At 70.6% G+C, this 12728-nt stretch carries 9 protein-coding genes; 4 read left to right on the forward strand and 5 right to left on the reverse strand.

Annotated features, from left to right (window positions below; translation table 11 throughout):
* The 4 genes from ACIRD7_RS04005 (at window position 1) to ACIRD7_RS04020 (ending at window position 5205) form a co-directional block, all read left to right on the forward strand.
* Window positions 1–990, forward strand: coding sequence for a carbohydrate ABC transporter permease (locus ACIRD7_RS04005; RefSeq protein ID WP_403449374.1), 990 nt, complete (start codon window positions 1–3; stop codon window positions 988–990).
* Window positions 991–997: 7 nt separating this feature from the next.
* A complete protein-coding gene (locus tag ACIRD7_RS04010; protein ID WP_403451639.1) occupies window positions 998–1837 on the forward strand; it encodes a carbohydrate ABC transporter permease in 840 nt (279 codons plus the stop codon).
* 29 nt (window positions 1838–1866) lie between these two features.
* On the forward strand, window positions 1867–3231 hold the full coding sequence (locus ACIRD7_RS04015; RefSeq protein ID WP_403449377.1) for a GH1 family beta-glucosidase: 1365 nt from the start codon (window positions 1867–1869) through the stop codon (window positions 3229–3231).
* Between the two features lie 96 nt (window positions 3232–3327).
* Window positions 3328–5205, forward strand: coding sequence for a discoidin domain-containing protein (locus ACIRD7_RS04020; protein ID WP_403449380.1), 1878 nt, complete (start codon window positions 3328–3330; stop codon window positions 5203–5205).
* Between the two features lie 55 nt (window positions 5206–5260).
* Here the strand turns inward: ACIRD7_RS04020 and ACIRD7_RS04025 are convergent, their stop codons facing one another.
* The 5 genes from ACIRD7_RS04025 to ACIRD7_RS04045 are packed head-to-tail and all read right to left on the reverse strand — an operon-like array spanning window position 5261 to window position 12700.
* Window positions 5261–8185 (reverse strand): hypothetical protein, encoded by a 2925-nt coding sequence (locus tag ACIRD7_RS04025; RefSeq protein ID WP_403449383.1) that lies wholly within the window; start codon window positions 8183–8185, stop codon window positions 5261–5263.
* Window positions 8182–9306 (reverse strand): AAA family ATPase, encoded by a 1125-nt coding sequence (locus ACIRD7_RS04030; RefSeq protein WP_403449386.1) that lies wholly within the window; start codon window positions 9304–9306, stop codon window positions 8182–8184. Before ACIRD7_RS04030 ends, ACIRD7_RS04025 begins: the two co-directional genes overlap by 4 nt.
* A gap of 57 nt (window positions 9307–9363) precedes the next feature.
* Window positions 9364–10788 carry a VWA domain-containing protein gene (locus ACIRD7_RS04035; protein ID WP_403449388.1) on the reverse strand — a complete coding sequence of 475 codons (1425 nt, stop codon included), beginning with the start codon at window positions 10786–10788 and terminating at the stop codon, window positions 9364–9366.
* Window positions 10785–12179, reverse strand: a complete 1395-nt coding sequence (locus tag ACIRD7_RS04040; RefSeq protein ID WP_403449390.1) for a hypothetical protein — start codon at window positions 12177–12179, stop codon at window positions 10785–10787. Before ACIRD7_RS04040 ends, ACIRD7_RS04035 begins: the two co-directional genes overlap by 4 nt.
* Window positions 12179–12700 carry a hypothetical protein gene (locus tag ACIRD7_RS04045; RefSeq protein ID WP_403449393.1) on the reverse strand — a complete coding sequence of 174 codons (522 nt, stop codon included), beginning with the start codon at window positions 12698–12700 and terminating at the stop codon, window positions 12179–12181. The genes ACIRD7_RS04040 and ACIRD7_RS04045 overlap by 1 nt, the downstream gene beginning before the upstream one ends.
* Window positions 12701–12728 lie beyond the last annotated feature (28 nt).

Below are 12728 nucleotides of genomic sequence, written 5' to 3' on the forward strand. Positions count from 1 at the left end.
ATGACGACCACGGTCCCTCCGGAGGCCGCCGTGCGAAAGAGCTCCCCCGGGGCGGCGAGCGGTCCTCGCCGCCGTCCCGGGCGGATCCGCCGCATCGGACTGCCCTACCTCCTCCTCCTGCCCGCCCTGCTGCTCGAACTCCTGGTCCACCTGGTGCCGATGGTGATCGGCATCGTGATGAGCTTCAAGGAGCTCACGCAGTTCTACATCCGCGACTGGACCACAGCGCCCTGGAACGCCCTCGACAACTACGAGATGTCGGTGGACCTCAACGCCCCCGTCGGCGAGGCGCTGCTCCACTCGTTCCTGGTCACGATCGCCTTCACCCTGCTCTCGGTCGGCCTGTGCTGGCTGATCGGCACCGCGGCGGCGATCTACATGCAGGACACCTTCCGCGGGCGGGGCCTGCTGCGCGCCCTGTTCCTGGTGCCGTACGCCCTGCCCGTCTACACGGCCGTCATCACCTGGGTCTTCATGTTCCAGCACGACAACGGCCTGGTGAACCACGTCCTGCACGACCAGCTCGGCCTCACCGACAAGCCCTCCTTCTGGCTCATCGGCGACAACAGCTTCATCGCGCTGCTGACGGTGTCGGTCTGGAAGGGCTGGCCGTTCGCCTTCCTCATCGTCATGGCGGGCCTGCAGAACATCCCCAAGGAGCTGTACGAGGCGGCGGCACTGGACGGCGCCGGCATGTGGCAGCAGATCCGCCGCATCACCCTGCCGTCCCTGCGCCCCGTCAACCAGGTCCTCGTCCTGGTCCTGTTCCTGTGGACCTTCAACGACTTCAACACGCCGTACGTCCTGTTCGGCAAGACGGCGCCCGAGGCCGCGGACCTCATCTCCGTGCACATCTACCAGGCGAGCTTCGTCACCTGGAACTTCGGCACGGGTTCGGCGATGTCCGTACTCCTGCTGCTGTTCCTGCTCCTGGTGACCGGCGCGTACCTCTGGCTCACCTCACGCGGACGGAGGACCGCCGATGTCTGACTCCCCGATGGCACCGCCGCGTTCGTTCCTGTGGTCCCGGCGGATCTTCCTCACCCTGCTCACCGGCTTCGTCCTGCTGCCCGTCTACGTCATGGTCTCCAGCTCGCTGAAGCCCCTCGCGGACGTCACGGGGAAGTTCCGCTGGCTGCCCAGCACGCTGACCATCCGCCCGTACATCGACATCTGGTCGACGGTGCCACTCGCGAGGTACTTCGTGAACTCGCTGATCGTGGCGGGCGCGGCGACGGTCTGCTCGGTGGTGATCGCGGTGTTCGCGGCGTACGCGGTCAGCAGGTACTCCTTCCGCGGCAAGCGGGTCTTCACCGTCACGGTCCTGTCCACCCAGATGTTCCCCGGCATCCTCTTCCTCCTCCCGCTCTTCCTCATCTACGTCAACATCGGCAACGCCACCGGCATCGCCCTGTTCGGCTCGCGCGGCGGCCTGATCCTGACGTACCTGACCTTCTCCCTGCCGTTCTCGATCTGGATGCTCATCGGGTACTTCGACTCGGTGCCCCGCGACCTGGACGAGGCGGCCCTGGTCGACGGCTGCGGCCCGCTCGGCGCGCTGTTCAGGGTCGTCGTCCCGGCCGCGGTCCCCGGGATCGTCGCGGTGGCCGTCTACGCCTTCATGACGGCCTGGGGCGAGGTGCTCTTCGCCTCCGTCATGACCAACGACACCACCCGCACCCTCGCCGTCGGCCTCCAGGGCTACTCCACGCTCAACGACGTGTACTGGAACCAGATCATGGCCGCCTCACTGGTCGTCAGCGTGCCCGTGGTGGCTGGCTTCCTTCTGCTCCAGCGCTATCTGGTCGCCGGCCTGACCGCGGGCGCCGTCAAGTGACCGACACCCCCCGTTCCGAGAGGATTTCTGTGTCCGACCGCATCGACCTCGCCGCACTCCCGAACGACTTCCTGTGGGGCACCGCCACAGCGGCGTACCAGATCGAGGGAGCCGTGGCGGAGGACGGCCGCGCCCCGTCGATCTGGGACACCTTCTCGCACACCCCCGGAAAGATCGAGAACGGTGACAACGGTGACGTCGCCTGCGACCACTACCACCGCTGGCGCGAGGACATCGGCCTGATGCGCCGACTCGGCGCGAACGCCTACCGGTTGTCGATCGCGTGGCCGCGCGTGATGCCGGGCGGGGACGGCCCGGTGAACCCCAAGGGCCTCGCCTTCTACGACGAGTTGGTCGACGGACTGCTCGAGGCGGGCATCGCCCCCTCCGTCACCCTCTACCACTGGGATCTGCCGCAGGCCCTCCAGGACCGTGGCGGCTGGCCCGAGCGGGCGACCGCCGAGCACTTCGCCGAGTACGCCTCCGTGGTCGCCGCCCGCCTCGGCGACCGTGTCACCCACTTCGCCACCCTCAACGAGCCCTCCTGCTCGGCCTGGATCGGCCACCTGGAAGGGAAGATGGCGCCGGGCCTGACCGATCTGACGGCCGCCGTCCGCGCCTCCTACCACCTCCTCCTCGGCCACGGCCTCGCCACCCAGGCGATCCGCGCGGCCGCACCCACCGCCGAGGTCGGCATCGTCAACAACCTCTCCACGGTGTACGCGGCCGGCGAGCGCCCCGAGGACGAGGCCGCCGCCCGCCGCCAGGACGGCCACGTCAACCGCTGGTGGCTCGACCCCGTGCACGGCCGCGGCTTCCCGGCCGACATGGTCGAGACGTACGGCGTCGACCTCCCCGAGCGGGCCGGTGACCTGGAGACGATCGCGGCCCCGCTGGACTGGCTCGGCCTGAACTACTACTTCCCGGCCCACGTCGTCGACGACCCCGAGGGCCCGGCCCCCTACGCCCGCGCGGTCCGCCGCCCCGACGTGCCGCGCACCGGCATGGACTGGGAGATCGACGCGAGCGGCATCGAGACGCTGCTGCTGCGCCTGACGGACGAGTACGGGCCGCGGAAGATCTACGTCACCGAGAACGGCTCCGCCTTCCCGGACGTCGTACGCCCCGACGGCACGGTCGACGACCCCGAACGCCAGGACTACCTGCTGCAGCACCTCGCCGCCTGCGCCTCCGCCGTCCGCAAGGGGGCGCCGCTGGCCGGGTACTTCGCGTGGTCGCTGCTCGACAACTTCGAGTGGGCGTACGGGTACGCGAAGCGGTTCGGGCTGGTGCACGTGGACTACGCGACACAGGTGCGGACGATCAAGGGGGCCGGCCGGCTGTACGGCGAGGTGATCCGGGCGCACGCGGCGGGGGCGAAGCGGGCCGCCTGACGAGAACCGCACGGAGGCAGCAGAGCACGCAAGCCAAGGCATCACAGCACGGAATGCGCATCCCGAGGACCACCCCACCGCCCCAAGGAGAGCCGCATGCCATCCCGTACTCCCCGCACCCTCCTGACAGCACTCACCGCACTCACCCTCCTCTGCGCGGGCTCGGCGGTCGCCGCGCCGGCCGCCGCGCCGACCGCCGTGGCGGCCGCGTGGGACACCGATCGCGCGGCCGCCGCCCACGCGGCGAACCCGGCCGCGGTCACCGCGTCCGGCGCGGAGAACGCCGGCCTCGCGGCGGGCCTCGCCTTCGACGGCGACGGCGCGACCCGCTGGTCCAGCAACTTCGCCGAGGACGCCTGGATCCGCGTCGACCTGGGCTCCACGATCCGCGTCGACCGCGTGGTCCTCGACTGGGAGGCCGCCTACGGCAAGAGATACGTCCTGGAGGTCTCGAAGAACGGCACGGACTGGACCCCCTTCTACACGGAGACCGCCGGCACCGGCGGCACGGTCACCGCGCACACCTACCCGCAGGAGGTCACAGGCCGCTACGTCCGCATGCGCGGCATCGAACGCGCCACGCCCTGGGGATACTCGCTGTACTCCTTCAAGGTCTACGGCGGCGAACCGGCCCCGGCGTCGACCACCCGCACGAACCTGGCCCTGAACCACCCGGCGTACGCCAACTACTACCAACACGCGGGCAACTCACCGGCGTTCGTCACCGACGGCGGCCGGCCGGCGGACCTCAAGGCCGACGCGACCCGCTGGTCCAGTGACTGGAACGCGGACCGCTGGGTCGCGGTGGACCTGGGCGCCACGTCCACGGTCTCCTCCGTGGACCTGTACTGGGAGGCGGCCTACGCGGTCGACTACGAACTCCAGGTCTCGGACGACAACCGCACCTGGCGCACGGTGTACCGGCCCTCGGCCGCCGACGTGGCCGCGCGGCGGGCGAACGTGAAGTCCCCGGCGGAGGCGGTGGGCGTGCACGACACGATCACCCTCCCTTCGCCCACGACCGGCCGCTACGTCCGCGTGCTCGGCAAGGAACGCCGCAGCTTCTACAACCCGGCCCCCGCCACTGCCCAGTTCGGCTACTCCCTCTACGAGTTCGAAGTATGGGGTACGGGCGGCAGCGCCACGGCGGCCTACCCCGCGCTCCCGGCCGAACAGCCGGGGACGTACCGGACCACGTTCTTCGACGACTTCACCGGCGGGGCGCTCGACCGCGGCAAGTGGCGCGTCGTGCGCACCGGCACCGAGATGGGCCCGGTCAACGGCGAGGCGCAGGCGTACGTCGACTCCGCCGACAACATCCGCACGGAGAACGGCGCGCTGGTCCTGCGGGCGAAGTACTGCAAGGGCTGCACCCAGGCGGGCGGGGGCACGTACGACTTCACATCGGGCCGCATCGACACCAACACGAAGTTCGACTTCACGTACGGTCGCGTCAGCGCCCGTATGAAACTCCCCGTCGGTGACGGCTTCTGGCCCGCCTTCTGGCTCCTCGGCAGCAACGTCGACGACCCGACGGTCTCCTGGCCCGCCTCGGGCGAGACCGACATCATGGAAAACGTCGGCTACCGCGACTGGACCAGCACCGCCCTGCACGGCCCCGGCTACTCGGCCGACGGCAACATCGGCGCCCGCCAGACCTTCCCCGGGGGCGGCACGGCCGACCAGTGGCACACCTACGCCGTCGAGTGGACCCCGACAGGCATGCGCTTCTACGTCGACGACCGCCTGGTCCAGGAGACGACCCGCAACAAGCTGGAGTCGACGCGGGGGCAGTGGGTCTTCGACCACAACCAGTACGTGATTCTGAACCTGGCTCTGGGCGGCGCCTACCCGGCCGGCTGGAACCAGGTGACCACGCCCTACTGGGGGCTGCCGCAGTCGAGCGTGGATCGGGTCGCGGGTGGGGGAGTGCAGGCTGAGGTGGATTGGGTTCGGGTGGAGCAGAAAGGGTGACCCACCCCCGGCCGGTGGCCTGGCCCGGGTACTCCGGGCCAGGCCACCGCCTGCCTCATCCGCCGACGAGCAGGGACTCCAGGGCGTCCGCCGTCGCCGGATGGCGGGTCGTGAGGATCGCACCGCCCGACGGGGACGGACCGGCCGCCGGCCCTGCCCACACGCCGTCGTAGCCGAGCAGTTCCGCCACGGCGTCGCAGGTCGCCGGGTGCGTGGCCAGCAAGCCCACGCCCGACGGGAACGGGACCTCGGACTCAGGCTGCGCCCAGACGCCGTCGTAGCCGAGCAGTTCCGCCACCGCGTCGCAGGTCGACGGATGCGCCGTGAGGAGCGCGGCGCCATGGCGGACGTCGGGTGCGGGCTTCGACCGAGCCGTGGCGAAGGGGTCGGTCTGCGGCATCCGCCACGGCGGTACCCATGCGTCCAGTGCCGCCAGCCGGCCCGGGAAGATGCGACCGGCCTCGCGGATCAGCAGGGGGGCGAGGTCGGACGCGCCGGAGCGCAGGGTGGTGATCAGGAGCGGCAACCACGGCAGCAGCACCGTGTCCGGCAGCCGCCCGAACGCGTTCGACACCGCCTCGACGACCACGTCCGCCAGCCCCGGCACGGGCTCCAGCGCATGTACGAAGCCGCTCAGGTAGCGCGGATAGGCGGGCACGACCAGTGGATTGTCGAGCAGCTCGTCGCAGCGCGCCCGCAGCTCGGCCCGGGACAGCGTGCCGAGCTGCACCTGTGCGGCCCACAGAAGTGCCGTCTTCGACGGCTCGTCGGGGTGCGACTGGGCGACCGCCAGCTCCAGCTGGGTCCGGTCGCAGCCCAGCGAGAGGGCCAGGCCCTCCATGCTGAACAGGAAGCCGAGCATCGCCGCGACCTGCCCGACCGTCGCGTCCTCGTCCCGGAACGCCGTCGGCAGCAGCGTGCAGTAGTGGGCGTAACCCGTCTTGACGAAGGACTCGATCCACGACGGCAGCGACGGCTCGCTGGTGCGGTAGTAGGCCAGCAGCGCACGCACCCGGCGCAGCACCTCGGGCGCGCCGTCGACGCTTCGCTCGGTGGCGAGCAGTTTCAACGCGTGAGTGCCCAGCTCGTCGGCGAGGCGGCGGCTGCCCAGGTACAGGGTCGCGTCCTCGACCGCGGCCAGCACCGTCCCCGTCGTCGCCTGCGCCCCGTACGCTTCGCGCCGTAGCCGCTGCTCCAGGACCTGCTCGAGGCTGACACCCTCGTAGCCCAGCTCGATCAGAGCCCGCTGATGCGTGCCGAGCGCCAGGTCCCACGACTCCTGGATCGACCGCTCACCGAGCCTGCGCTCACCCATGATCGGCCGTGCCGCACCCTGCGGCATCAGGCGCCGCAGCATCCACAGCACGTCGGAACACGCCCGTAGCTCCGGCCGGGACGCCATGTCCAGCAGCGCCCGGCGCACCCCGCGCTGTTCGAGTTTCAGCTCCAGCGGTGCGAGCCGGTCGTACACATCGCGTGCGAGTGGCGGCAGCGAGTCGTAGCCGACCTGGCCGATCCGGTCGCCGCCCATCATGATCTCGACGAGACGCCGCACGTCCCGCCGCCCCGGCACGCTGTCCTTCTCGATGCAGGTGACGGCCGCGTCCTGGAAGTCGTACGGCGTCGGCTTGGCCCGGTCCCGCATGCCGGCGAGCAGGATCGACGTCTCGAAGACGGCGATGGCGTCGGCGGTGGAGGCCAGATAGCCGTTGCGCCGGGCCGCGCGCACGATGTCGACCGACCAGCCGAGCAGTTCGGCCTCGTCCAGACCGTCGAGCACGGGCGGTCTGCGCAGGAAGCCGGTCAGCTTGTCCGCGGCGACCGGGGACTGCGGCGCCGGGGCGACTGCCGCGACCGCCGTCTTCTTGCCCGACTTCTTCGTCCCTGCCTGGCCCTCCAGCCGGAACGGCTTCACCCGGGTCCGCTTCAGGCTCTTCGCCCACTCGGTCGCCGCGATCGACACCGAGCCCGAGGCGAGTCCGAACTGCGCCTCGATCGCCGCGTGACTGGAGGGGATCAGCCCGTACTGCCAGGTGGTGGCCGTGCGAGGCGAGATCGTGAAGGTGTCCGAGCTGCCGTGCACACCGAACTCCTCGACACGGCTGGCCGCGTGGAACGCGCCGCACACGTAGAGGCAGTCCTCCGGGGCCGTGCCCGTGGCCGTCAGATGCTCGCGCATCCGGGTCCACATGTACCGCTCGCGGTCCTCGTCCACCCGGACGCGCGACCCGTCGCCGGGGGCGAGCCGCCGGAACAGGCTGCCGATGAGGAACATGACCTGGCGGTAGGTGTCGTGATCGCTGTCCCCGAGCGGGACTTCGACGTACTGGTGCCACCACTCCGACCAGTGCCGCACCTTCCCGTGGCGGAGCAGATGCTCCTCCAACTCGGCGAAGCGCGGCCGCAGGTCGCCGATCTCGACGCCGACGGCCTCGCCGTGCAGCGCGGCCTCGGCCTCTTCCGGAGCCGTGGCCCCCTCCTGGGCGTGCTCGTCTCTCCTGTCCCACTGGAAGACGTGGTCCGAGGACCGGTCGACGAGCACCAGCTCGACGCCCGGGGTGTCCAGGGCGTACGCGATCGCCTGGTACTCGGCGGACGCCTCGGTGACCGGCGCCACGACCGACAGCGGGGCCCAGTCGGCGGGGAAGCCGTCGACGTCGCCGGCGAACGCCTGCACCGCCACCGGCAGCCGGCAGTTGCGCAGCTCGGTCAGGAGCGGCGCCATGTCCTCGCACAGCTCCAGGTACACCACCTTGGGCTGCTTCTCGCGCAGCCGGCGGGCCATGGCGAGAGCCGAGGCGGGGGAGTGGTGACAGACGGGGAAGATCTCCAGCGGCTCGCGCACCGCGCGGTCGACGTCGTCGACCATGCCGAGAAGGATCCCCTCCAGGGCGTCGGCCCCGCCCGCGAACGTGGCCGCGGCCTCCTGTAGTTGGCCGCGGAGCGCGGCGAACGACGTGCTCTCCTGGGGCCCGCTCATGACAGCGTGGCGATCGCGTCGCGGCCGCCCTCCAGGAACTCGGCCCAGGAGCCGCCCTCCTCCTTGCTGCGCGGCTCGACGACACCGTGCAGGTACTTGTTGAGAATGGCCAGGTCCTCGGGCTCCCGCCGGGTGAGGGAGCCGACGAGGGAGGACGCCAGGGTGCGGGCGGTCAGGGCCCGCTCACCGAAGAAGTTGCTGTGCAGGACGGCGTCCTCCAGCACACCGATCTGCTCGGCCGTCGACAGCGCGGACTCCAGCTTCTCGTCGTCGCTGCCGGCCGCGGCGGCGGACGCCCGCAGGTCGGCGAAGCTCTGGAGCAGCACGTCGAGGAGGGTCGGCGGCACGTCGAGGTCGATCGAGTGCCGGCGCAGCAGTTCCTCGGTGCGGAAGCGGACGATCTCCGCCTCGCTCTTCTTGTTCGTCACGACAGGGATGCGGACGAAGTTGAACCGGCGCTTCAGCGCGGACGACAGGTCGTTGACACCCCGGTCGCGGCTGTTGGCCGTGGCGATGATCGAGAAGCCGGGCTTGGCGAAGACGATGTTGTCGTCACCGCCGCCGCTCTCCAACTCGGGGACGGAGATGTACTTCTCGGACAGGATCGAGATCAGCGCGTCCTGGACATCGCTCGTCGAACGGGTCAGCTCCTCGAAGCGGCCGATCGAGCCGCCCTCCATCGCGGTCATGATCGGCGAGGGGATCATCGACTCCCGTGACTGGCCCTTGGCGATGACCATCGACACGTTCCAGGAGTACTTGATGTGGTCCTCGGTGGTCCCGGCCGTGCCCTGCACCACCAGCGTGGAGTTGCGGCTGATCGCGGCGGACAGCAGTTCGGCCAGCCAGCTCTTGCCCGTGCCGGGGTCACCGATGAGCAGCAGACCGCGGTCGGAGGCGAGGGTGACGATGGACCGCTCGACGAAGCTGCGGTCGCCGAACCACTTCTGCGACACCTCCCGGTCCAGTCCGTCGGCACGCTCGGAGCCGAGGATGAACAGGCGGACCATCTTCGGGGACAGACGCCACGAGAACGGCTTGGGGTTGTCGTCGATCGACTCCAGCCAGTCGAGTTCCTCGGCGTACTTGATCTCGGCAGGGGCGCGCAGCAGGTCTGACATGAGGGGAAAGCCTTTCCGTACGGTGATCACAACGGGACGTGGACGTACACCGGTCGATCAGGTGAGGAACGTCTTGAGCTCGTGCACGAGCTTCTTGATGTGGCCGGAGATCACCGGCGTACCGAGGTCCTTGAACTTCTCCCGGAACCAAGGGTTGACGCTGCCGCGCCCGGAGCTGGTCACCGAACCCACCGGGATGAACTTCGCCCCCGAGCGGTGGACGGCGGCCATGCTCTCGAACAGCTCGTCCGTGCGCCATTCGTAGAAGTCGGAGATCCACACCACGACGGTGTTGCGCGGCTCGGCGATCTTCGGCTGGGCCAGCGCCATGGCGACGGTGCCGTCGGTGCCGCCGCCGAGCTTGGTCCGCAGCAGCGTCTCGAACGGGTCGTGCGCCCAGGGCGTGAGGTCCAGCGCCTGTGTGTCGTACGCGATCAGGTGGACGTCGACCTTCGGCAGCCCGGCGAAGATGGACGCCAGGATGGTGCAGTTGACCATCGAGTCGACCATCGAACCCGACTGGTCCACGACCACGATGAGCCGCTGGGGTGTCGTCTTGCGGCTGGTGTGCCGGTAGTAGAGGCGGTCGACGTAGAGCCGCTCTCCCTCCGGATCCCAGTTGGTGAGGTTCTTCCAGATCGTGCGGTCGAGGTCGAGGTTGCGGAAGACCCGCTTGGGCGGGACCGACCGGTCGATGTCACCGACCGTGGCCTTCTCCACCTGGGTGCGCAGCACCTGGGCGACCTCGTCGACATAACGCCGGATCAGCGACTTGGCGTTGGCCAGGGCGACACCGGAGAGGTTGTCCTTGTCGCGCAGCAACTGCTCGATGAGGGACATGCTCGGTGTCAGCCGCGAGGCCAGCGCGGGATCGGCCAGCACCTCGCGCAGGTGCATGCGTTTGACGAGACCGGCTTCGATGGAACCGAGTTCCGGCCCGATCTCCGGGATCAGACGGCTCAGGTCGGGCGTGGGTCCGCCGAAACCGGTACCGGTCGGGCTGACGCCCTGCCCGCCTCCCGCACGGCCGGCACCGCCACCTCCGCCGCGCAGCTCGCCGGGCCGGCAGCCCAGCGCCCGTTCCAGCCAGCCCGCGTCGGACTGCCAGCGCGCCAGCTGCTCGGCGGTGACGGTGCCGGAGCCGGTCGCGAAGACGTTCAGCAGCACCTTCGACACGAGTGCCGCGCGCCGCACCTCGGCGGCCCGGTCACGTCCGCCGTCCTCGTCCGGCTCGGGCGTCATCAGCCCGTCGAACTCGGCGGCCAGCTCCGGATGACGCTGCGCGACGGAGTCGACGGACGTCCCCGGGTCGAGCAGCGCGGACGGCAGGCCGATGTCCTCGACCACGGCGAGACTCGCCGACTCCAGGTTCGCCTGCTCCTCGGGGTCGAACAGCCGGGCCAGCAGCCGCCAGTACAGCACCTGCCGCCGGTTCTCGTCCGGAACGGGCGCGGGGGCGCCTTCGATGGTCTGCTCGCTCATTTCCGCAGCAGCCTCCCTGCCCGTTCGCGCAGCACGGTGACGGCGTCGGTGGCGGCCTTTTCGGCCCGTACGCCGGCCTTGTCGGTCGTACCTCCGGCCCACGCCCCGGCGTGCACGGCGACGGACTTCTTCCGCACGGTCCGCTCGACGGCGAGCGGCTGCACCCGAAACTCCCCGGCGTCCCAGCGCAGCAGTCCGAGACACGCCCCGGACGAGGCGACGACCTCGGGGGTGAGCGGACCGGCGGCCGGAACCCGGTCGGTGTCGACGGCGAGACGCTGCCCCGCGACTTCGAACTCCACCCCGTCCTCCCCCTCCTCCACGGCATACCCCTCCAGCAGGACGGGCACGGCGATACGCGCCGGATGCCGGTCGAGCGGCGCCGTCGGGAAGGCGGCGGCGGTGGGCAGCGCCACTCGCGCGGTGGCGAACGCCTCGGCGGGCTCACCCGGCCGGGCCCGGGCGTCGTCCCAGATCAGATCGCCCTCACCGGTGACGGGCATCGCGTCGAGCTCCATCGCCCGCCCGTCACTGACCGCGGCCAGCAGGGACATGTGCGGCCGCAACAGCTGCCACAGCCCCGCGCCGACGACGGTGTCGGGCTTCGGTGCGGACACCGAGGCCAGCACCAGCCGCGGTGTGCCGCCGTCCGCCGGTTCGAACACGGCATGAACCTGCGCCTGCACGGCGGTGGCATGCTCCTGCACGTCGACACCGAGCGGCAGCAACCGGCCGGTCGCTTCGGTGACGCCGGGAGCGGAGGCCGCCGCTCCGGGCACCGTCAGCAGCATGGCGCGCGACCACAGGTCGGCCCAGCGCCGCACCGGAACCCGCTCCAGGGTCGCCCCCGGGCAGGAGGCGGCCAGCTCGGCCGCGAAACCGTCCAGCAGCGTGGCCAGGCGGCGCAACCCGGCGTCGGGCAGCATCGCGGACACGACGGGCGCCGCCCCGCCGACGAGTTCATGGTCGATGCCCTGCCATCCGGCCCGCGCGACGTCGCACAGCCAACTGCGCGCGGCGGTCAGCAGATTGACCGCGTGCACCGCATCGCCGGCCGTAGCGGCGCCCTGTTCGTCCCGAGGCCGCCCGACCGCCTCCTCGATGCGCAGGACCAGCGCGTCGTGCACGGAACCGAGCAGGGCGGTGCGAGCGGCGGCGAGCGCTACGAAGTGATCCTCGCCGGCGGCCCCGGCGGCGGTCTTCTCGGCAGCCTCGGCGACCCGCGCCGCCAGCGGCGAGCCGACGACGGCCTCGGCGAGAGCGGCGAGCCCATGGGCCTGGGCGGGCTGCGGACGCAGCAGACCGGCGACCAGTACTGCGTCGAAACCGTCCACAGCGGCCAGCGCTTCGTCGAGCCCGTCGACGGCGTCGGTCAGCACATCGGCACGCATCAGGCCACCGCCCTCGTCGTCGGGAACCACTGCATCTCGGGCAACGGAGCGGTGGTCGGGCCGAGTTCGAGATACGCCAGATGCCGCAGGAACCGGCTGAACACCTGGGCCGCGGCCGAACCGTCCCCCTGCCCCGGCCGGGTGGCGGTCATCGCGTCGGTAAGGGAGCCCGCATCGGCGGCCGCGCCACCGTCGACCTCGACCTTCAGATACCGGCCCACCCGCTCGGCGCCGTACTGAAGCACCGCCTCACTGATCAGCGCACGTATGTGATTGCAGAACCACCCGTGCGCCCCGCCACAGGGACGGTTGTTGTTGGTGCTGCACGCGAACGCGTACGTCCCCGCCTCGACCGACGACACATACACCCGCCCGATGTCCGACCCGCTGGACACCACACCCTGCAACCGCCCGTCGGCCAACTCCACGAAGGGCACCTTCGCGAGCTTCCGCGGCCGTGCGGACGGCACGACCCGCGCCGTGCTCGACTTCTCCCAGACCGACAACGCACCATCTCCCATGCATGCGAAAGGGGATGTCAACGCCAGA

It is taken from the genome of Streptomyces sp. NPDC093568 (assembly GCF_044764945.1).
Classification (GTDB): Bacteria; Actinomycetota; Actinomycetes; order Streptomycetales; family Streptomycetaceae; genus Streptomyces.

What these genes read in the sequence shown, in the direction of transcription:
- ACIRD7_RS04020 (WP_403449380.1), top strand. Translation starts at nt 3,328, where the DNA reads ATGCCATCCCGTACTCCCCGCACCCTCCTGACAGCACTCACCGCACTC.
- ACIRD7_RS04045 (WP_403449393.1), bottom strand. Translation starts at nt 12,700, where the DNA reads ATGGGAGATGGTGCGTTGTCGGTCTGGGAGAAGTCGAGCACGGCGCGG.
- ACIRD7_RS04035 (WP_403449388.1), bottom strand. Translation starts at nt 10,788, where the DNA reads ATGAGCGAGCAGACCATCGAAGGCGCCCCCGCGCCCGTTCCGGACGAG.
- ACIRD7_RS04040 (WP_403449390.1), bottom strand. Translation starts at nt 12,179, where the DNA reads ATGCGTGCCGATGTGCTGACCGACGCCGTCGACGGGCTCGACGAAGCG.
- ACIRD7_RS04010 (WP_403451639.1), top strand. Translation starts at nt 998, where the DNA reads ATGGCACCGCCGCGTTCGTTCCTGTGGTCCCGGCGGATCTTCCTCACC.
- ACIRD7_RS04030 (WP_403449386.1), bottom strand. Translation starts at nt 9,306, where the DNA reads ATGTCAGACCTGCTGCGCGCCCCTGCCGAGATCAAGTACGCCGAGGAA.
- ACIRD7_RS04005 (WP_403449374.1), top strand. Translation starts at nt 1, where the DNA reads ATGACGACCACGGTCCCTCCGGAGGCCGCCGTGCGAAAGAGCTCCCCC.
- ACIRD7_RS04025 (WP_403449383.1), bottom strand. Translation starts at nt 8,185, where the DNA reads ATGAGCGGGCCCCAGGAGAGCACGTCGTTCGCCGCGCTCCGCGGCCAA.